Below are 20,192 nucleotides of genomic sequence, written 5' to 3'. Positions count from 1 at the left end.
TGAGCGGAGGGGAATCCCACCCGGCCGACTTATGTCCGCGGGTGACCTCGGACGGCGACCTCAGACGTTCTGGCCGTTACCACCGCCGGACGAGACCTTGATGCCCTTGACGATGTCGTCGATGACGGACACCTTCTGGCCGACGTCCACGCCGAAGCGCACCACGACGATCTGCTTGGTGTCGTTGGGCGAGGGGAAGGCGACCGACTCGACGTAGCCGTCGGCGCCGTTGGCGGTGACCGCCTTCCAGCGCACCAGGTAGCCCTTCTGCCCGGCCACCGTCACCGCCTCGGAGGCCAGCACCTTGTGCGAGGTGATGCTGCCGTAGCTGGAGCCGCCGTAGGACTCCTTGGCATTGGCCGCGATGTCCGCCTTGGCGACCGCCTCGGCCGTCGCGCCTTCCGTGCCGAGCGCGACGGCCGGCGCCGAGTAGGCGCCGCCCGCGGTGCACGTCTGCTCCTTGTTGCCGGGGCACTTGTAGGAGTCGTCGGACGTGACCTGCGCGCCGACGCTGATCGTCTGCCCGGTCCAGCCCGTCGGCACGGGCAGGCTGATCCCGTTCACCGGGTCCGGCACCGTGCCGCCGCCCTTGATCTTGGGCGCCGCGGACTGCCCCGGGGACGGCGACTCGCCCTCACCGCCGGAGCCGCCCGACCCGCCAGGGCCACCGGAACCGCCGCCGGGCCCGCCCTGCCCGCCGTTCTGCCCGCCCTGTCCCTGCTGGGTACCGGCGCGGTCGCTGCCGGCGCCGCTGCCGTCGTCCTTGGTGAGGGCGTACACGCCGACCCCGATGCTCGCCAGTACCGCGGCCGCCGCCGCGACGGCTATGCCCGTGCGCAGACCGCGCCGGGGCGCGGCCGGCGGCTGGACGGGATACGTCGGATAGCCCGGGTAGGCGGCCCCGTACGCCGGAGGAGCCGGCTGAGGGCCCCCGGGAAGCTGCTGCGCCGGGGGACCCCAGGCGGCGGCCGTCCCGGCGGGGCGGGTCTGGTCCGTCCAGGCCTTGCCGTCCCACCAGCGCTCGGTGGGCGGACCGTCATTCGTCTGCCCGGGGTCGGGGTACCACCCGGGAGGAGTCACCTGCGTCATGACTCCACCGTATGAGGCGTCGGTGAAAGCCGGATGAGAGGATCAGCCGCCAATTCCTCGGACGTGGGCTTTCTCACGCCTCACATCGCCTCGCGCCTCGACCACCTCACGCCTCCACCACCAACCGCACCGGCCCGCCGCGCGGAGCCGGTGGCAGGCGCAGGCCCTCCCGCCCCGGGGTCACCGAGCCCAGCACGCTCGGGTGTCGGGCGCCCGTGCTGCGTGGGTCGGTGCCGGGGAGGCCGTGGGCGGTGAGGAAACCGAGGACCGCGAAGGCGTACGCCTCCTTCGCGGCGGCCGGCAGGCCCAGCTCGTCCGAGGTGCGTACGGCGGTCCTCGGGAGGAGGTCCCGGATGTGGGACATGAGCACCGGGTTGCGGGTGCCCCCGCCGGAGGCGATCACCTCCGTGGCACCGACGGACCGTGCCGCGTCGGCGACCGTCCGGGCCGTCAGCAGGTTGAGCGTCGCCAGCGTGTCCTCCGCGGACAGGCCGTCCGCCCCGGACCCCCGCAGGTACCCGGAGTGGAACAGCTCCTTGCCGGTCGTCTTGGGCGGCGCCAGCGTGTAGTACGGCTCCGCGAGCAGCCGGTCCAGCAGCGGCCGGTGCACCCGGCCCCGCGCGGCCAGCGCCCCGTCGGCGTCGTAGGCCAGGCGCCCGCCGCTGAACTCCCTGGCCGCCGCGTCGAGCAGCGCGCAGCCCGGCCCGGTGTCGAACGCGGTCCCGTCCGGCGCGGTCAGGTTGGCGATACCGCCGATGTTCAGCGCGACCGGCGTGCCCGCCCTGCCCCGCAGCCACAGCAGGTCGACCAGGCTCACCAGGGGTGCGCCCTGGCCGCCGGCGGCGACGTCCCGGGCGCGGAAGTCGGCGACCACCGGCAGCCCCGTCGCCTCGGCGATCCACGCCGGCTGCCCCAGCTGGAGCGTGCCGTGCACCCGGTCGCCGTCCACCCAGTGGTAGACGGTCTGCCCGTGGGAGGCCACCAACTCGCCACGCCCACCGCACAGTTCACGCTCCGCCCGGACCGCCGCCGCGGCGAACGCCTGCCCGATCCGGGTGTCGAGCCGGCACACCTCGGCGAGCGCCACGGCGGCCGGCGGCAGCGCCGTGGCGAGCGCTTCGCGCAGCCCGCCGTCGTACGGTGTGCTCACCATCCCCAGCGGCTTCAGCACCAGCGTGTCGCCGTCCAGCCGCAGGTCCGCAGCCGCCGCGTCGACCGCGTCGTACGACGTGCCCGACATCAGTCCGATCACTCGCATGGGTCAACTTGCCTTTCCTGAGGGTGGTTTCCGGAGCGCGGTGCGCCGGTCAAGGTCGGTTTCAAGAGCGCCAGCGCACTCACCGCACACGCCCCCGCCGCGTAGTACGCGGGCACGTCCACGTCCCCGGTCCGGCGTACGGCCTCCGTGATGATCAGTCCCGCGCACCCGGAGAACACCGCGTTCGACAGGGAGTAGGCCAGCCCGAGGCCCGTCCAGCGCACCCGAGCCGGGAACATCTCCGAGAGCAGCGCGGGTCCGGGACCGGCCATCAGCCCCACCACGGCGCCCGCGGCGCACGTGGCCACGGCCTTGGTCACGGCCGAAGTCCCGTCGCTCTGCAGCAGGTTGAACAACGGCACCGCCAGCCCGGCCACCAGCACCGCACCCGTGAGCATCACCGGCCGCCGCCCGACCCGGTCGCTGAGCAGCCCCGCCGGGAGGATCGCCACGGCGAACCCGACGTTGGCCGGGACGGTGGCGAGCAGTGCCTGCCGGAGGTCGGTGTGCAGCGAGGCCTGGAGGTACGACGGCAGGACGACGAGAAAGGTGTATCCGGCCGCCGACCAGCCCATGACCCGCCCAGCACCCAGCAGCACCGCCGACGCGACCACCCCGGCACCACCCGGGCCGGCACCCGCCCGCTTCCGCTCCCGGAACTCCGGCGTCTCCTCCAGCCCGACCCGCAGCCACAGCGCCACCAGCCCCAGTGGCAGGGCCAGAAGGAACGGCAACCGCCAGCCCCAGCCGACGAGTTGAGCCTCGCCGAGCACCGTGGCCGTGGCCGCCGCGACGCCCGCACCGCCCAGCAGACCCAGCGCCACCGTGAACGACTGCCACGCGCCGTACAGTCCGCGCCGTCCCGGCGGGGCGAACTCCGTCATCAGTGCCACGGCTCCGCCGAACTCCCCGCCTGCCGACAGCCCCTGAAGCACCCTCAGAAACGTCAGCAGCCACGGTGCCAGAGCCCCCGCCGTGGCGTACGTCGGCAGCACCCCGATCAGTGTCGTCGCGGCCGTCATCAGCGCGACCACCCCGATCAGCACCGGCCGCCGCCCGATCCGGTCGCCCAGCCTGCCGAACAGGGCCGCGCCCAGGGGCCGGAAGAAGAACGCCAGCGCGAAGGAGACGTATGTGCGCACCAGTCCCTCGGCCGGACTCCCGCCCATCGGGGTGAAGAACCGCTCGGCGAGGACCGTCGCCAGATAGCCGTAGACGCCGAACTCGTACCACTCGACGAGATTGCCCACCGACCCCGCCGCCACCGCCCGCACCGTCGGCGCACGGGCGGCCGTATCGCCGCGACCCCCACGACTCCCGCGATCCCCACGACTCCCGCGATCCCCGCGATCCCCGCGATCCTCGCGATCCCCGCGGTCCTCCCGATCCCCGTGATCTCCGGGGCGTTCGAAAATCAGCTTCATTCCAGGCCCTGTTGACGGTTCGTCGGCTGTACAGCGGCTGGTCGGGCGGCATGCGCGTCGCCCGATCGCCTCTTCGTTCACCCGGCGGGGCAACACCTGCCCCGACCGGCCACCACACATCCCATCGGACGGCTACGCTCGTGGTCTGTACGTCATTCGGGCGACCTGGGGAGGTAACGGGATGACGGAGGGACGGTCGTCGGCGGCCGCCGCGGCTTCCCTGTGGGAGCGGGACGCGGAGATCGCCACCGTCACGCGGACGCTCGACGTCCTGCGTGCCGATCAGTCGTCCGCGGGCAGCCTGCTGGTCTTCCGGGGCGAGGCCGGACTCGGCAAGACCGCGCTGCTCACCGAGACGCGCCGCATCGCCGAGCGCCGCGGCTGCACGGTGTGGTCCGCCCGCGGCGGCGAGACCCTGAAGTCCGTGCCGTTCAACGTGGTACGGCAGCTGCTGCAGCCGGCGCTGGTCTCCCTGCTGCCGGAGGAGGCCCGCGAGTACCTCGGCGACTGGTACGACATCGCCGGCCCCGCCCTCGGGATAGTCGACCCGGGGGAGGGCAGCGTCGACCCGCAGTACGTCTGCGACGGACTCGTCGCGGCCGTGCGCCGGCTCGCCCGCCGCGAGTGGCCGCTGGTGCTGATCATCGACGACGCACACTGGGCCGACCAGGAGACCCTGCGCTGGCTGGCCGCGTTCGCCGAACGCCTGGACGACCTGTCCGTGCTGGTCGTGGTCGCCCGCCGCCCCGGCGAGGTGAGCGGCGAGAGCGCCCGCCACCTCGAAGCGATCGCCGCCGCCGCGGGCCGTCCCGTCAACAACCTCAGCGCCCTCACCCCGGAGGCCACCGCCGGACTCACCCGCGCCACCGTCGGCCGCCATGCCGACGACCCGTTCTGCCGCGAGGTCTGGGCCGTCACCGGCGGCAATCCGTACGACACCGTCGAACTCCTCGCCAAGGTGCTGGACAGCGAGGTCCAGCCGGTCGAGTCCAGGGCCGGCGAACTGCGCGCCCTGAACCGCGCCGCCCGGGGCGGCGGCCTGGTCGACCGGCTCAACGGACTCGGCATCGACGCCACCCAGTTCGCCTGGGCCGCCGCCATCCTCGGCACCGGCATCTCCGTCGACCTCGTCGCACGGCTCGCCTCCATGAGCACCGACGTCGCCGAGCGCTGTGCCGAACTGCTGCGCACCGCCCGCATCCTCACCGAACCCGACCCGGCGGCCGGCACCGAAACGGAGGGCGGCGAGCTGGAGTTCGTCCACCCGCTGATCGCCTCCGCCGTCTACAACTCCATCCCGCCCGCCGTGTGCACCGCCATGCACGGCGTCGCCGCGCAGATCCTCACCGAGACGGGACACGGCGCCGCCGAGGCCTCCCGGCACCTGCTGAAGGTGCACCCGGACGACGACGAGGAACTCGTCGAGCAGCTGCGCGAGGCGGCCCGCGAACACCTGGCCGTCGGCGCGCCCGACGCGGCCCGCCGCTGCCTGGAGCGCGCTCTGGAGGAGCCGCCGCGCCCCGAGGTCCACGCGCACGTGCTCCTCGAACTGGGCCACGCCACCCTGCTGACCGCACCCTCCGTCACCATCGAGCACCTGCAGTCCGCGCTCGTCATGCCCGGCCTCGACGGCGGCCAGCGGGTCGACGCAGTGGTCCGGCTCTCCCAGGCGCTGCTCCACAACGACCAGCTGGAGGAGGCCGTCCGCACCGTCGAGGCCGAGGCCGCCCGGCACGACGCGGGCCCGGTCAAACTGCGGCTGCAGGCCGTGCAGTTCATGTGGGAGGGCATCCACGGCGAGACCGTCTCCCAGGAACGCTCCCGGCGCCTGGCCGAACTGGCCGGCACCTGCACCGGCCGGGACAACTCCGAGCGCGCCCTGCTGATCCTGCGCGGCTTCGACGCGATGACCCACGGCGAGAACGCGGAGGAGGTCCTCCAGCTGTGCGACCGCGCCCTCGTCAACGGCCGCCTCGCACCCGGCCTCGGCTGGACCGACGGCGAGTGGGGCATCGAACTGCTGATGATGCTCGGCAGCGCGTACGCCTACGCCGACCGGCTCGACCGCGCCGAGAGCCTCTTCGCCGAGGCCCTGCGCGCCTACACCGGCGCCGGCTGGCGCGGCGGCCACCTCTCCCTGGCCAACGCCTTCCTCGGCCTCGCCTACCGCAGACAGGGCCGGCTGCGCGACGCCGAGACCACGCTGCGCGAGGCGCTGAACCTGGCCGAGCGCGTCGGCCGCGGCCTGCCGCTGTACTGGTCGTCGACCTGCGGACTCGTCGACACCCTGCTGGCCCGCGGCCATGTCGAGGAGGCCTGGTCGATCGCCGAGCAGTACGGCTTCGCCCCGCCCTACCCGTCCACGATCGTGCTGCCCGACATCCGCTCCGTGCGCGGCCGGCTGCTGCTCGCGGTGGGCCGCACCGAGGAGGGCATCAACGAACTGGAGGCCGCCGAGAAGACCGCCGCCTCCCGCGGCGGCCACAACCCCGTCCTCGCACCCTGGTCCATCGACCTCGCCAAGGCCCTCGCCACGCAGGACCCCGCCCGGGCCGCCCAGCTCGCCGCGGACGCCCGCCGGCAGGCCGAGCGGTTCGGCACGGACACCGCCATCGGCGAGGCCCTGCGCTGCGCGGCCGCCCTGGAGACCGGCCAGCGCGCGGTCCGGCTCGCCGCCCAGGCCGTCGCCTATCTGGAGGCCTCACCCTGCCAGTACGAGCACGCGGCGGCCCGGGTCGAGTACGGCATCGCGATCCGCTCGGTCGCGGAACTCAACCGGGGCCTGGCGCTGGCCCGTTCGATCGGGGCGGACGGACTGGTGGCGCAGGCGCGGGAGGTGCTGGAGACGGGGCGGGGGCTGCGCTAGGTCAGACGGCCAGCAGCTGGTCGGTGACCGCCGTCAGCCGCTTTTGCACCTCGCGGTCGTACGTCGCCTCGTGCGCGCGTGCCGGGCTCGTGCCGTCGAAGTAGCGGCTCGTGCCCAGGTCCTGGGTGGCCAGTGCCAGCACGCCTGGCGCGCCGTCGGCGACCGTGTGCCAGGGCGTCACGCCCGCGTCGCGCACCATCGTCGTGTCCATGTAGGTCGCCGGGTGCAGCACGTTGACGGACACCCCGGTGCCGGCCAGCTCCTCGGCGAGCGTGAAGGTGTGCGCGGCGAGGGCGAACTTGCTGCGGCAGTAGGCCGACACGCCGTTGTAGCCGCGGGTCAGTTCCGGGTCGGCGAAGTCCAGCGGCTCCTGGCCGGCCGAGCCGACGTTCACGATCCGGGCGGGCGGGTTGGCCCGCAGGACCGGCAGCAGGGTGCGGGTGAGTGCGACCGGCGCCAGATAGTTCACCGCGAGCCGCAGCTCGTGCCCGTCGGCGCTCAGCTCACGCCCGGAGCCGCTCGGACCGCCGCCGACGCCCGCGTTGTTGATCAGCACGTCCAGCTCGGGATGCGCCTGGGCGACCCGGGCGCCCAGCTCGCGGACCTCGGCGAGCGAGGCCAGGTCGGCGACGAACCCCTCCGCCCGGCCCTCGGTGCGCAGCTCCGCGACCAGCTGCTCGGTGCGCGTCCGGTCGCGGCCGTGGGCGAGGACGAGATGGCCGTCCCGGACCAGTTCGAAGGCGATGTACCGGCCGAGCCCGGAGGTGGCGCCCGTGATCAGAACAGTCGACATGCCCCCACCCTAGGCACGGCCCGCCGAAGGGAGGGAGGTGCTGCTGAAGCTACGACCGGCAGGGTCACCCTCAGCGCGCTTCGTCCTCCTCGGCGAGCACCCGCTGGGCCGCCGCGAACGCCGAGTTGGCCGCCGGCACCCCGCAGTACACGGCGGTCTGCAGCAGCACCGCCCCGATCTCCTGCGGTGTCAGCCCGTTGCGCCGCGCCGCCCGGACGTGCATGGCCAGCTCGTCGTAGTGGCCGTGCGCGACCAGCGCGGTCAGCGTGATCATGCTGCGCTCGCGGCGCGAGAGGGTCGGGTCGGTCCAGATCTCCCCCCAGGCATAGCGGGAGATGAAGTCCTGGAACCGCGCGGTGAACGGAGTCTGCCGCGCCTGCGCCCGGTCGACGTGCGCATCGCCCAGCACCTCCCGGCGCACCGCCATCCCGCTCGCCTGGGCTCCGTTCAGCTGGGTGCGCAGGGCGGTCAGGACGGCCTGCGGGCACTGCGCGGGCGCCAGGTGCGAGGCCCCGGGCAGCTCCACCAGCGCGGCCCCGGGCACCGCGTCCGCGATCTCCCGCAGATGCGCGGGCGGCGTCGCGGGATCCTGCCGTCCCGCCACGAGCAGGGTCGGTACGGCGATGTCGGCGAGCCGGTCGCGCAGGTCGAACGCGGCCAGCGCGTCGCAGCAGGCGGCGTACGCCTCGGGGTCGGCCTCGCGGTGGTCCCGCACCAGCCGCGGCACGGTGAAACCGGGCGTGAACCACCGCGCGTCGGCGCTCTCCACCAGCCACTCCATCCCCTCCCGGCGCACCCGCTCGGCACGCTCCCGCCAGGGCGCGCTGCCGCCGAAGTGCGCGGACGAGCAGATGACGGCCAGCGAGGTCAGGCGCTCGGGATGGTGCACGGCCAGGTGCAGGCCGACCGCGCCGCCCAGTGACACACCCGCATAGGCGAACCGCTCGATGCCGAGCGCGTCGGCGAGGGCCAGCACCAGCGCGCCGAGGTCGCCGACGGTGGCACCCGGCCCGATCAGATCCGGGGCCGAACCGCCATGCCCCGGCAGGTCCCAGCGCACCACCCGGTGGGTGATCGACAGCTCGGGCGCGACCGCGTCCCACAGGGCGTACGAGGTGCCGAGCGAGGGGCCGAGCAGCAGCGGGGGAGCGGAAGCCGGGCCTTCTTCCAGGTGGTTGAGGAGGTGCACGGTCAACGTCGCTCCAGGGCACGGTCGGTGAGGGCACCGGCGAAGCCGGTGTAGCGGGCGGGGTCGGTGAGGTCGTCCAGCTCGACGTCCTTCAAATCGGCTTCCTCCGCGAGGAGTTCACGCAGCGGACGGTTCTCCTCGTGGGCGCGACGGGCCAGTTCGGTCAGCAGCTCCTTGGCGCGCGCACGGCCGAGGACGGGTGCCAGCGCGGCGGACAGCCGTTCGGACACGATCAGACCCCGGGTCGCATCGAGGTTCCGGCGCATCGCGGCGGGGTGCACCCGAAGCCCCTCGGTCAGCTCGGCCGCGTGGGCGGCCGCGCCGCCCACCAGCCGGAGCAGGTCGCGCAGCGGCTCCCACTCGGCGTGCCAGGCGCCGGCCGGCCGCTCGTCCTCGGCGGCGAGGGAGCCGTACAGGGTGGCCGCGAGCTGCGGGGCGCGCCGGGCGGCGGCCGCGAGGAGCGTGGACCGCACCGGGTTCGCCTTGTGCGGCATGGCGGAGGAGCCGCCGCCACTGCCCTCGCTCACCTCGCCGATCTCGGTGCGCGACAGCGTCAGCACGTCCACGGCGAGCTTGCCCAGCGCCCCCGCGGTGAAGGCCAGGCAGCCGGCCAGGTCGGCGACCGGCGTGCGGAGCGTGTGCCAGGGCAACGCCGGTGCCGCGAGGCCGACTTCGCGGGCGTACGCCTCCGTCAGCGCGTCCACGTCCTGGGCGCCGTAGGCTTCGAAGGCCGCCAAGGTCCCTGCCGCGCCGCCGAGTTGGGCGGGGAGCGAGTCCTGTACCCGGGTGATGCGGTCGCGCGCGTCCAGGACCAGTGAGCGCCAGCCGGCCGCCTTCAACCCGAAGGTCGTGGGTACGGCGTGCTGGGTGAGCGTCCGCCCGGGCATCGGGGTGTCCCGGTGCTCCAGCCCCAGCCCGGCCAGCGCCCGCTCGGTCCGGCCCAGGTCGGCGAGGATCAGCTCCAGGGTGCGTACGGCGACCAGCATCGTCGCCGTGTCCATGATGTCCTGGCTGGTCGCACCCCGGTGGACGTACGGGCCGTACGGCTCGCCGACCGCCGCCGTCAGGTCGGCGACCAGCGGGATGACCGGGTTGCCGCCGGCCGGGGTGCGTGCCGCCAGCGAACGGATGCCGAAGTTCGCCGGGACGGCCGCCTCGGTCACCGCCGCCGCGGCCTCGGCCGGGGCCAGCCCCAGCGCGGCCAGCGCCCGGGTCAGCGCGGCCTCGGCGTCGAGCAGGGCCCGCAGATAGGCGTGGTCGCCGGTCTCGGCGGCGGCGCCGGACAGCCCCCACTCGGGGGCGATCAGACCCGTGTCGGCGTACGGAGGGGACGCAGATGTCACTGGAACTCCAGGAAGACCGTCTCGCCTTCGCCCTGAAGGCGGATGTCGAAACGGTAGGTGCCACTGCCCTCGTCGCCGGCGATCAGCGTGTCGCGCCGGTCGCCCACTCGGGTGAGCAGCGGGTCCGCGGCGAGCGCGGCCTCGTCGCCCGGCAGATAGATCCGGGTGAACAGGTGCACGAGCAGGCCGCGCGCGAAGACGCACACGCTCAGGTACGGGGCGCTGTTCCCGCGCGCGCCGGGCCGCAGCGTCCGCGCGTACCAGTGGCCGTTCGTGTCGGTCTGGATGCGGCCCCAGCCGGTGAACTCCACACCGTTGCGGCCCAGATAGTCGCTGGTTGCGGGGTCCCGCCGGATGGAGCCGTCCACCTGGGGGACGGTGCCGTCGGGGCGCGGCCCCCACAGCTCGACGAGGGCGTCAGGAAGCGGTTTCCCGTCGCCGTCGAGGACGTACCCGTGGACGGTGATCGTGTCGGGGTGCCCCAGGGGTGCGATGTCCTCGCCGCCGCGGAACGGCAGCGCGTACCCGTAGAAGGGGCCGACCGTGTGGGACGGGGTGGGCAGCACGCTCTCCGGGCTGCTCGTGTCGATCTTCGTCATCGCTGGGGTCAGCGTCCTTCCTCGATCCAGGTGGCGGCGGGGCCGTCCAGCACGATGTCCCAGTGGTAGCCGAGGGAGAACTCCGGCACCGACAGACCGTGGTCGTAGGTGGCGACCAGCCGTTGCCGGGCCGCGTCGTCCGTCACGGACTGCAGGATCGGGTCGTACGGGAAGAGCGGGTCGTTCGGGAAGTACATCTGCGTCACCAGCCGCTGGGTGAACGCCGAACCGAAGACCGAGAAGTGGATGTGCGCAGGGCGCCAGGCGTTGACATGGTTGCGCCAGGGGTAGGGGCCCGGCTGGATGGTGGTGAAGTGGTAGCGGCCCTCGGCGTCCGTGAGGGTGCGGCCGACGCCGGTGAAGTTGGGGTCCAGCGGGGCGTCGTGCTGCTCGCGCTGGTGGGCGTAGCGTCCGGCCGAGTTGGCCTGCCAGATCTCGACGAGCTGGCCGCGGACCGGGCGTCCGGCACGGTCCAGGAGCCGTCCGGACACGGTGATCCGCTCGCCGACCGGCGGGCCGGTGTGCTGCCGGGTGAGGTCGTTGTCGATCTCGGTGAGGTCGCGCTCCCCGAAGGCGGGGGAGTGCAGTTCCACCAGTTCGGGGTCCTGGCCGATGTCCATGGCGACCAGGGGCTGCTTGGGGTGGCGGAGCACGGAGGAGCGGTAGGGCGCGTAGTCGCGGCGCGGATGGTGCTCGACGGGCGCGCCGTCGGCGACCCGCTTCTCGTAGGCAGCACGCTCTGCGGCCATTTCCAGGTCGATGTCTGCTTGCGTGAGGGTCATGAGATTCCTAGGTGGCAGCGCCCCAAGGGGCTCGGGACTGTATCCATATGCGGCTCCGCCGCGTGTGCGCGACCAGCCACAACGCACCCGCAGGTGGCGCACGGGCCGTCCCCCGGAGCGCCTAGCGTTCGAGGACGAGGGCGAGGCCCTGGCCCACGCCGATGCAGAGGGTGGCCACGCCGGTGCCGGAGCCACGGCGGGCGAGCTGGTGGGCCACGGTGCCCGCGAGCCGGGCGCCGGAGGCGCCGAGCGGGTGGCCGAGGGCGATCGCCCCGCCCTGGGGGTTGAGGAGGGCCGGGTCGAACTCGGGCCATTCGGCGACACAGCCGAGGACCTGGGCGGCGAACGCCTCGTTGAGTTCCAGCACGGACAGGTCGGCGAAACCCTTGCCCGCCTTGGCGAGGGCGCGGTTGACGGCCTCGACGGGGGCGAGCCCGAAGTACTGCGGGTCGATTCCCGACACTCCGGTCGCGGTGACCCGGGCGAGGGGTGCACGGCCGATGGCCTTCAGCCCTTCCTCGTCGGTGAGGAGCAGGGCGGCGGCGCCGTCGTTGAGCGGGGAGGCGTTGCCCGCGGTGACCGTGCCGCCCTCGGTGCGGAACGACGGCCTGAGCTTCGCCATGGCGGCGAGGGAGGCGTCGGGCCGTACGCACTCGTCGGCGGCGAAGCCGACCGGCTCGCCCTTGCGCTGCGGGACCGGCACGGGCGCCAACTCGGCGTCGAACAGGCCCTGTCGCTGGGCTGCGGCCGCCTTCTGGTGGCTGTGCAGCGCGTACTCGTCCTGCTGCTCGCGGCTGATCTTGTGCTTGTCGGCGATCAGTTCCGCGCTCTCCCCGAGCGGGATGGTCCACTGCGGGTCCATCCCCGGGTTGACCATGCGCCAGCCGAGCGTGGTCGAGTACAGCTCGGTGTGTGCGGCGGGGAACGGCTTGTCCGACTTGGGCAGGACGTACGGCGCGCGGGTCATCGACTCCACACCGCCCGCTACGGCGATCCGCGCGTCGCCGACCGCGATGGCGCGGGCCGCCTGGATCACCGCTTCGAGGCCGGAGGCGCACAGCCGGTTGACGGTCACCCCCGGTACCGAGGTCGGCAGGCCCGCGAGCAGGGCGGCCATGCGGGCGACGTTGCGGTTCTCCTCGCCGGCGCCGTTGGCGTTGCCGAAGTAGACGTCCTCGATGCGGGAGGGGTCCAGGTCGGGCGTGCGGGCGAGGAGTTCGCGGATGGCGTGGGCGGCGAGATCGTCGGGTCGTACGGAGGACAGCCCGCCGTTGTAGCGGCCGATCGGGGTGCGAACGGCGTCGACGATGTAAACCGGGTTCACAGCACGTTCTCCCCGATGGTCAGTTCGGCGTCGGTCCGGACGACGACGTCTTCGACGGTCACGCCCGGCGCGGTCTCCACCAGCATGAGCCCCGCATCCGTGACGTCCAGCACCGCGAGATCCGTGATGACTCGGTTCACACACGCCTTGCCCGTGAGCGGCAGCGTGCACTGCTCCAGGATCTTCGGGGAGCCGTCCTTGGCCGTGTGCGTCATGACGACGACGACCTTACGGGCGCCGTGCACCAGGTCCATCGCCCCGCCGATCCCGGTGACCAGCTTCCCCGGGACCGCCCAGTTGGCCAGGTCGCCGCCCGCGGACACCTGCATCGCCCCGAGTACGGCGACGTCGATGTGCCCGCCCCGGATCATCGCGAAGCTCAGCGCCGAGTCGAAGTAGGAGGCGCCCGGCAGGACCGTCACGGTCTCCTTGCCGGCGTTGATCAGGTCCGGGTCGACCGCGTCGTCGGCGGGATACGGGCCGGTGCCCAGGATGCCGTTCTCCGACTCCAGGACCACCTCGACGCCCGGCGGCAGATGGTTCGGGATCAGCGTCGGCAGGCCGATGCCGAGGTTGACGTACTGGCCGTCCCTCAGTTCGCGGGCCGCGCGGGCGGCCATCTCCTCGCGTGTCCAGGCCATCAGGACCTCACCGTCCGCTGCTCGATCTTCTTGTCCGCCGCCTGCTCGGCGGTCAGGGCCACCACGCGCTGCACGAAGACGCCGGGCAGATGCACCGCGTCCGGGTCGATCTCCCCGGGCTCCACCAGTTGCTCCACCTCGGCGACCGTCACGCGGCCGGCCATCGCGGCCAGCGGGTTGAAGTTCCGGGAGGACTTGTTGAAGACGAGGTTGCCGTGCCGGTCGCCCTTGGCGGCGCGGACCAGCGCGAAGTCGGTGCGGATGCCCCGCTCCAGGACGTACTCCACGCCGTCGAACTCCCGGACCTCCTTGGGCGGCGAAGCGAGCGCGACCCCGCCCTCTCCGTCGTACCGCCACGGCAGCCCGCCCTCGGCCACCTGCGTGCCCACGCCCGCCGGGGTGTAGAAGGCGGGGATCCCGGCGCCGCCCGCGCGCAGCCGCTCGGCCAGCGTGCCCTGCGGGATCAGCTCGACCTCCAGCTCGCCGGACAGGTACTGGCGGGCGAACTCCTTGTTCGCCCCGATGTAGGAGCCGGTGACGCGGGCGATCCGGCCGGCGGCCAGCAGCACCGCGAGGCCGGACTCCATCGCGCCGCAATTGTTCGACACCACGCTCAGACCGGTCGTCCCGCGCTCGTACAGCGCCTGGATCAGTACGTTCGGCACACCGCTCAGCCCGAATCCGCCGACCGCGAGGGACGCGCCGTCCGGCACATCGGCCACCGCCTCCAGGGCAGTGGCGACCACCTTGTCCATCCGTGAAGCCTCATCTCTGCAATTAATCAGCGCACTGAGTATTTCAGCGAGGTGTCCCTCACGCTGCCACCGGACCCTGAAGCCCGTCAAGACCTCGTGGTACTTGTGATTCCCTAGGCAGACAGGTGGGCCGAAGGGCGAGTATCGTTCAGTACACCAACTAATCGATCAGGGGAGTTCACATGGCCGCGGTGGACCTCGCCACCCATCCCGGGCACCTGGCCCGGCGGCTCCAGCAGGCGCACTACCTGCTGTGGAACACCATGGTCTCCGAGGAGACCACCTCACCGCAGTTCGCGGTCATGAACGCGCTCGTCGCCGAGCCGGGCCTCGACCAGCGGACCGTGGGGGAGCGGGTGGGCCTGGACCGCTCGACCATCGCCGAGGTCATCAGCCGGCTCAGCCGCCGCGAGCTGCTGCACAAGGTGCGCGACCCGCAGGACGGCCGCCGCTCCCTGCTCCGCCTCACCGACGAGGGCCTGCGCGTCCACCGCAAGCTGACCGTGCGCACCGCGCGGATGAACCAGGTCTTCCTCGCCCCGCTCTCCCCCGAGGAGCAGACCGTCTTCTTCGACCTGATCCGCCGGGTCGCGGACGCCGCCGAGGACCTGCGCAACCCCGCCGAGCCGCTGGTCGCCCAGCAGGGCTGAACAGCGGCCCGGTCAGGGGGAGGCCTCGGTGTCAGGAAGAGGCCGGGGCGAACACCACCCACACCTGACCGGCGGCGAAGTTCATCGGGCTGCCGTCCGCCGCCGTGAACGCCGTACCGTCCGTGGCGCCCGGCCGGGACCAGGTGGCGTCGAAGGACCGCCCGTCCCGCAGCACTTCGGCCTTCCCGGAGCCGACCGTCTCGGTGAACGGCGTGGGGTTGCCGAGCGCGTCGTGGTACCGGGACGACCGGATCTTCACGTACTGCACGACGACCGTCGCCGGCGCGGGCCGATCGCCCTCGGTCGTCACCGTGGGCGTGCCGTCCATCGCGACCAGCCAGCCGCCCCGCCGCGCGGACCAGGTGAACGCGAAGCGCGCCGACGGATAGCGCACGGTCCGCGAGGCCTCGGGAGTGCCGCCCGAAGGCGCCGGGCCATAGCGGAACCCGGTGGTCAGCGCGGCCTTCCCCGGCGCGGAGGGCAGTACCCGGTCCGGATGCAGATACAGGTTGTGCGGAGCGGCCCTGTCGGTGCCCCGGTAGTAGGCATCCGCTGCCTCGTCGGGCGACTCGGCCCGCAGCGGAGCCTGGTGGATCAGCGGCAGCAGCTTGCTCTGGGCCCCGGAGAACGCCAGCGTCGGCTCGTGGAACTGGCGCAGCAGCTCCAGGTCGGACTCGCGGGCGCTGCGCACCGGACCGACGGCCGCGGGGAGCGTGGTGGCGTACACCGCCATCAGACGGCTCAGGCCGCCCTCGACCTGTTCCGCGTACACGACGTCCGCCGCGTCGAGTCCCGTCTGCGGGCGGGCCGCCGGCACGTTGTCGATCTTCACGGCGAGCACCGAGCCGTCCGCGGATGCGGCCGTGCGGGTCGGTGACGGGGTCCGGTGCGGTGCACGGGCGTCGTCGGTCTGGCCGTGCCGTGTGCAGCCCGCCGTCAGGGAGGCCGTCATCAAGGCGGCGAGCAGCGTCGCCGTCAGCGCGGTACGTCGTGTGCGTGCCCCGTGTCCCCTGCCCACCCTTGAACCCCCGTTCTTATGGGTCGATTGTGTGCTCGTCGGGTCGTCGCGGGCTATCCCTGGTGGGTATCGGTCGCGCGTTCCGCGGGCCGGTCCGGCCCAGGATCGGGACGCAGCCCTAATGGCCGTTCTCCTTGGCTCCCAGGATCTCCGCGAGGTCGTAGCGCACCGGCTCCTCCAGCTGTGCGTAGGTGCAGCTCTCCGGGGTCCGGTCCGGGCGCCAACGGCGGAAGCGGGCCGTGTGCCGGAAGCGGGCGCCGTTCTCCATGTGGTCGTAGGCCACCTCGGCGACCCGCTCCGGCCGGATCGGCACCCAGGACAGGTCCTTCTTGCCCGACCAGCGGCTCGGCGCCCCCGGCAGCCGGGCCGTCTCATGCGCCGCCTCCTCTCCCCAGGCCGCCCACGGATGCCCGGTCACGTCGTCCATCCGCAGCGGTTCCAGCTCTTCGACCAGCTCGGCGCGCTTCTTCATGGCGAAGGCCGCCGACACGCCCACGTGCTGCAGGGCGCCCCGGTGGTCGTACAGGCCCAGCAGCAGTGAACCCACCACCGGTCCGCTCTTGTGGAACCGGTAACCCGCCACGACGACGTCCGCCGTCCGCTCGTGCTTGATCTTGAACATGACCCGCTCGTCCTGCCGATAGCGCAGATCGAGCGGCTTGGCGACGACCCCGTCCAGACCGGCGCCCTCGTACTGCTCGAACCACCGGTGCGCCACCTCCACATCGGTCGTCGCCGGCGCCAGATGGACCGGTGCGCTCACCCCGGACAAGGCCCGCTCCAGCAGGGCCCGCCGGTCGGTCAGTGGCACGTCGAGCAGGGAGTGGTCGTCCAGCGCCAGCAGGTCGAAGGTGACGAAGGAGGCCGGGGTCTTCTCGGCCAGCATCCGCACCCGCGAGTCCGCCGGATGGATCCGCTCGGTCAGCGCGTCGAAGTCCAGCCGCCCACCCCGCGCGATCACGATCTCCCCGTCCAGTACGCACCGCTCGGGCACCCGCTCCTTCAGCGCCACCACCAGCTCCGGGAAGTACCTGGTCAGCGGCTTCCCGGTACGGCTGCCCAACTCGACCTCGTCCCCGTCCCGGAACACGATCGCGCGGAACCCGTCCCACTTCGCCTCGTAGTGCATGCCCGGCGGGATCTTCGCCACCGACTTGGCGAGCATCGGCTTCACGGGAGGCATCACCGGCAGATCCATGCGTACGATTCTGCTCGCATACCTCACCTGTCGCCCGGTATGCGGGGTGTGCCGGGTACGCCTACCGTGGCCGCATGGGTGATGCGGTGGAACTGGACGTGGCCGGCCGGACCGTACGGCTGTCCAGTCCAGGCAAGGTCTTCTTCCCGGAGCGCGGATTCACCAAGCTGGACGTCGCCCAGTACTACGCCGCCGTCGGCCCCGGCATCCTGCGCGCCCTCCGCGACCGCCCCACCACCCTCCAGCGCTACCCGGACGGTGTCGACGGCGAGTGGTTTTACCAGAAGCGCGCGCCCAAGGGCATGCCCGACTGGATCCCGACCGCCCACATCACCTTCCCCAGCGGGCGCAGCGCCGACGAGATGTGCCCCACGGAGGAGGCCGCCGTGGTGTGGGCCGCCCAGTACGGCACCCTCACCTTCCACCCCTGGCCGGTGCGCCGCACCCAAGTCGACCACCCCGACGAGCTCCGCATCGACCTCGACCCGCAACCCGGCACCGACTACGCCGACGCCGTCCGTGCCGCCCACGAACTGCGCGCCGTCCTCGACGAGTTCGGCGGCCTGCGCGGCTGGCCCAAGACCTCGGGCGGCCGCGGCCTGCACGTCTTCGTGCCCATCGAACCCCGCTGGACCTTCACCCAGGTGCGGCGCGCCGCGATCGCGGTCGGCCGGGAGATGGAACGCCGGATGCCCGACCAGGTGACGATCAAGTGGTGGAAGGAGGAACGCGGCGAGCGCATCTTCCTCGACTACAACCAGACCGCCCGCGACCGCACCATCGCCTCCGCCTACTCCGTACGACCCCGCCCGCACGCCCCCGTCTCCGCGCCCCTGCGCTGGGAGGAGGTCGGCGTGGCCCACCCCCGCGACTTCGACCTCGCCACCATGCCGGCCCGCTTCGCCGAACTCGGCGACGTGCACGCCGACATGGACGACCACGCCTACGCCCTCGACGCCCTCCTGGAACTGGCCCGCCGCGACGAACACGACCACGGCCTGGGCGACCTGCCGTACCCGCCCGAGTACCCGAAGATGCCCGGGGAGCCCAAGCGGGTCCAGCCGAGCCGGGCACGGCGGGAGCAGGACTCCTGACCCGACCTGGGCCCGATCTGCCGGGCAGGCCCTAGCGCACCGGGGTGTCGATCCGCTCGCCGAACCCGGCCAGCACGCGTCTGCAGTCCTTCTGGAGGGCCACGTCGGTGAGGACGTCGTAGCGCATGTTGCCGGTGGAATCGTCGTTGTTGTGGCGGCGGGAGGAGGCCAGTTCCGTGCGTATCAGCGGTAGCGCCGGTGCGGCCGCCGGGCCCATGTCCGCCAGGCCGGCGGCTATGGCGGGGCGTTGGGCGGGTGTGGCCGACCACTCGGTCAGGAGCACGGGGAGCGTCTCGTCCGTCTCCCCGGTGACCTGCCACAGGCCGACGGCCGCCCGGGCGGGCGTGTGGCCTTCCGCGAGCATCTCGTGGAACGTGGGTGCGAGCGCGGCGCCGGATCTGCCCAGGGCCTCGGTCAGGTTCAGGGCCGCGTACCACTGGCTCCACGTCCGCGACCGCAGGCAGTCGCGGACGACGGGGAGCACCCTCTCGGCTTCGCCGGTCAGGGCCCACAGGGCGTGTGCGACATGGATGCGGTGCTCGTCCGCGAGAGCGCCGTCCTCCCACAACCGCCGCACCAGCGGGGCTGCTTCGGACGCCTGGGGGCCGTAGGCGCGGAGGGCGTCCAGGACCTCCCGTGTCGTGCGGAAGGCCTCGGCTTCATCCAGGATGCGGGTCAGCAGAGGCAGGGACTCGGCGTGCCGGAGCGTGCCCAGGGCCTCGATGAGGCCGTCCAGTTCCGCGGACGGTGTGCGGTGGTCGAGTCGCGCCAGCCGGTCGTGGAGCACGGGGCCGAGCGGGGCCGCCGCCTCGCGGCCGAGCGCCTCGAGCCACCGGGACAGCTTCTCGGGAAGCTCGACCACCTCGAGAACATGGGTCAGCGCCGGCACGATCCGGTCGTCGCCCTGCAGCGCCAGCGCCTCGAACGCCATGCCGATGGCCATGTCCCGGAAGACCGTGTCGGTCTCCAACGGGCGGCCCTCCCAGCTCTCTACGTAAGCCGCCAGCCCCTCGGACACCCGGTGTGCCACCGGTGCGAGATACCGCAGTTCCGACAGCACCTCCTTCTGCAGCCGCAGATCGTCGTCGGCCAGCAGCCGGGCGAGCGCCAGCACCGGCTCGTCGTCGGGAGCCCGCCACCCGGTCAGCAGCCGTCCCGCCATCGAGACGGCGTGCCTGCGCTGGCGCCGGCTGGGGCTGCCCAACTGGCCGACGAGGAGCGGGAAGCGCAGGTCGACCCGGTCGCGCAGCTCCGTGTGCAGCTCTTCGAGCAGGTCCGCCGCGTCGTCCAGGTCCAGGCTGCGGCGGTGCTCCACGTGCAGCTCGCGCACATGGGAGATCAGGGTGTCCGTACGCGGCCGCTCGGGGGCGGCGGGCGGCGGGCCCAGCTCGTCCGCCTCCCGGGCGAGCCGCATCACGTCCAGCGTGATCTCCGCGGTGTCCGGCGGCAGTTCACCCGGCGCACTGTGCGCCAGCCGGGCCAGTGCCGTCATCCGCAGCTGGGGATCGGGGGTGCCGGACACGAGATCCTTCAGCACGCTGACCGCCTGGGTGCCCAGCTCGGCGGGGTGCCGCCCGGCCAGCGTGCCCAGGGCGCGCGCCAGCGACCGGGCGGCCTCCGGGTCGGTCTCCACGGGCACCCGATCGCGCAGGGCGCCGAACACCCGCACCGGGTCCGGGTGCAGCCGCGCCAGCGCACCCGGCACGGCGGCCCGCACCCCGGGATCCGGATCGCCGAGCAGACCGAGGAAGGCCCCGGCGCGCTCGCGGACCAGGTCACGCGCCACGAAGAAGTGCCGCAGCCACTCCTCGTGTTGGTCCTCGTCGAACTCGGCGAAGGCCTCGGCCTCCTCCTCGTCCCACTCGTCCTCGTCCGAGGCGTGGGCGATGCTGGACAGCAGGCCGATCACGGCACCCCGGTCCGCGATCGAGGGGTTCGCGATCAGCTCGAACAGGAACGGGACGCAGGCGACCGTGCTGTCGTACACATCCCCCTGGTGGTGCACCGCGCCGTACATGCCGTCCAGCGCGATCTCCCGGCGCTCCGGGTCGTCCGACGCCAACCCCCGCAGCAGCTCCGGCACATCGGTCGCCGAGTCCGTGTACGCATGCCCCATCGACGCCCAGTCGACGTCGTCGATCCCCCTGAACATCCTGCCCTCCCCGTGGT

Annotated in this window: 17 protein-coding genes; 3 read left to right on the top strand and 14 right to left on the bottom strand. The window is 73.0% G+C overall.

Features of this window, described 5'->3' with window-relative positions; all coding sequences use genetic code 11:
- Positions 1 to 60 precede the first annotated feature (60 nt).
- The 3 genes from CRP49_RS43660 to CRP49_RS43650 all read right to left on the bottom strand — a co-directional run bounded on the left by CRP49_RS43660 (position 61) and on the right by CRP49_RS43650 (position 3,621).
- On the bottom strand, positions 61 to 1,089 hold the full coding sequence (locus CRP49_RS43660) for a DUF2510 domain-containing protein (protein ID WP_097258864.1): 1,029 nt from the start codon (positions 1,087 to 1,089) through the stop codon (positions 61 to 63).
- Positions 1,090 to 1,195: 106 nt separating this feature from the next.
- Positions 1,196 to 2,347, bottom strand: coding sequence for an anhydro-N-acetylmuramic acid kinase (locus CRP49_RS43655; RefSeq protein WP_097258863.1), 1,152 nt, complete (start codon positions 2,345 to 2,347; stop codon positions 1,196 to 1,198).
- Positions 2,338 to 3,621 carry an MFS transporter gene (locus tag CRP49_RS43650; RefSeq protein WP_097258862.1) on the bottom strand — a complete coding sequence of 428 codons (1,284 nt, stop codon included), beginning with the start codon at positions 3,619 to 3,621 and terminating at the stop codon, positions 2,338 to 2,340. Before CRP49_RS43650 ends, CRP49_RS43655 begins: the two co-directional genes overlap by 10 nt.
- A 331-nt stretch (positions 3,622 to 3,952) precedes the next feature.
- On the opposite strand from CRP49_RS43650, the gene CRP49_RS43640 reads away from it, so the two are divergent.
- Positions 3,953 to 6,637, top strand: coding sequence for an AAA family ATPase (locus tag CRP49_RS43640; protein ID WP_097258861.1), 2,685 nt, complete (start codon positions 3,953 to 3,955; stop codon positions 6,635 to 6,637).
- Between the two features lies 1 nt (position 6,638).
- Here CRP49_RS43640 and CRP49_RS43635 read toward each other — a convergent pair whose 3' ends face one another.
- From CRP49_RS43635 to CRP49_RS43600, 8 genes are all read right to left on the bottom strand, one after another.
- A complete protein-coding gene (locus CRP49_RS43635; protein ID WP_097258860.1) occupies positions 6,639 to 7,430 on the bottom strand; it encodes an SDR family NAD(P)-dependent oxidoreductase in 792 nt (263 codons plus the stop codon).
- A 70-nt stretch (positions 7,431 to 7,500) separates the two neighbouring features.
- Positions 7,501 to 8,625, bottom strand: coding sequence for a 3-oxoadipate enol-lactonase (gene pcaD, locus CRP49_RS43630; RefSeq protein ID WP_097258859.1), 1,125 nt, complete (start codon positions 8,623 to 8,625; stop codon positions 7,501 to 7,503).
- Entirely contained in the window at positions 8,622 to 9,962 is a 1,341-nt protein-coding gene (gene pcaB / locus CRP49_RS43625; protein ID WP_097258858.1) for a 3-carboxy-cis,cis-muconate cycloisomerase, read from the bottom strand. The genes pcaD and pcaB overlap by 4 nt, the downstream gene beginning before the upstream one ends.
- Positions 9,959 to 10,561 carry a protocatechuate 3,4-dioxygenase subunit alpha gene (pcaG, locus tag CRP49_RS43620; RefSeq protein WP_097258857.1) on the bottom strand — a complete coding sequence of 201 codons (603 nt, stop codon included), beginning with the start codon at positions 10,559 to 10,561 and terminating at the stop codon, positions 9,959 to 9,961. The genes pcaB and pcaG overlap by 4 nt, the downstream gene beginning before the upstream one ends.
- 8 nt (positions 10,562 to 10,569) lie before the next feature.
- Entirely contained in the window at positions 10,570 to 11,343 is a 774-nt protein-coding gene (pcaH, locus tag CRP49_RS43615; protein ID WP_097258856.1) for a protocatechuate 3,4-dioxygenase subunit beta, read from the bottom strand.
- Between the two features lie 121 nt (positions 11,344 to 11,464).
- Entirely contained in the window at positions 11,465 to 12,667 is a 1,203-nt protein-coding gene (locus tag CRP49_RS43610) for a thiolase family protein (RefSeq protein WP_097258855.1), read from the bottom strand.
- Positions 12,664 to 13,308, bottom strand: a complete 645-nt coding sequence (locus tag CRP49_RS43605; RefSeq protein WP_097258854.1) for a CoA transferase subunit B — start codon at positions 13,306 to 13,308, stop codon at positions 12,664 to 12,666. Before CRP49_RS43605 ends, CRP49_RS43610 begins: the two co-directional genes overlap by 4 nt.
- Positions 13,308 to 14,063, bottom strand: a complete 756-nt coding sequence (locus tag CRP49_RS43600) for a CoA transferase subunit A (protein ID WP_097258853.1) — start codon at positions 14,061 to 14,063, stop codon at positions 13,308 to 13,310. The genes CRP49_RS43605 and CRP49_RS43600 overlap by 1 nt, the downstream gene beginning before the upstream one ends.
- A gap of 182 nt (positions 14,064 to 14,245) precedes the next feature.
- Here CRP49_RS43600 and CRP49_RS43595 point away from each other — a divergent pair, with 182 nt between their 5' ends.
- Positions 14,246 to 14,713: a MarR family winged helix-turn-helix transcriptional regulator gene (locus tag CRP49_RS43595; RefSeq protein WP_097258852.1), complete on the top strand. Its 468-nt coding sequence runs from the start codon at positions 14,246 to 14,248 to the stop codon at positions 14,711 to 14,713.
- A gap of 31 nt (positions 14,714 to 14,744) precedes the next feature.
- On the opposite strand, the gene CRP49_RS43590 is transcribed toward CRP49_RS43595, so the two are convergent.
- Together CRP49_RS43590 and CRP49_RS43585 are read right to left on the bottom strand one after the other, a co-directional pair.
- A complete protein-coding gene (locus CRP49_RS43590) occupies positions 14,745 to 15,665 on the bottom strand; it encodes a DUF3048 domain-containing protein (RefSeq protein WP_097258851.1) in 921 nt (306 codons plus the stop codon).
- A gap of 184 nt (positions 15,666 to 15,849) precedes the next feature.
- Positions 15,850 to 16,929: an ATP-dependent DNA ligase gene (locus tag CRP49_RS43585; protein WP_097258850.1), complete on the bottom strand. Its 1,080-nt coding sequence runs from the start codon at positions 16,927 to 16,929 to the stop codon at positions 15,850 to 15,852.
- A gap of 74 nt (positions 16,930 to 17,003) precedes the next feature.
- On the opposite strand from CRP49_RS43585, the gene ligD reads away from it, so the two are divergent.
- Positions 17,004 to 18,023, top strand: a complete 1,020-nt coding sequence (gene ligD / locus CRP49_RS43580) for a non-homologous end-joining DNA ligase (protein WP_179852042.1) — start codon at positions 17,004 to 17,006, stop codon at positions 18,021 to 18,023.
- A gap of 31 nt (positions 18,024 to 18,054) precedes the next feature.
- On the opposite strand, the gene CRP49_RS43575 is transcribed toward ligD, so the two are convergent.
- Positions 18,055 to 20,175: an abaA protein gene (locus CRP49_RS43575; protein WP_097259342.1), complete on the bottom strand. Its 2,121-nt coding sequence runs from the start codon at positions 20,173 to 20,175 to the stop codon at positions 18,055 to 18,057.
- Between the last annotated feature and the right edge of the window lie 17 nt (positions 20,176 to 20,192).

The sequence above is a fragment of the Streptomyces sp. Ag109_G2-15 genome, assembly GCF_900215565.1.
Taxonomy (GTDB): domain Bacteria; phylum Actinomycetota; class Actinomycetes; order Streptomycetales; family Streptomycetaceae; genus Streptomyces; species Streptomyces diastatochromogenes.
The sequence above is the reverse complement of the archived record's forward strand: the minus strand, read 5'-3'. Positions and strand labels throughout refer to the sequence as shown.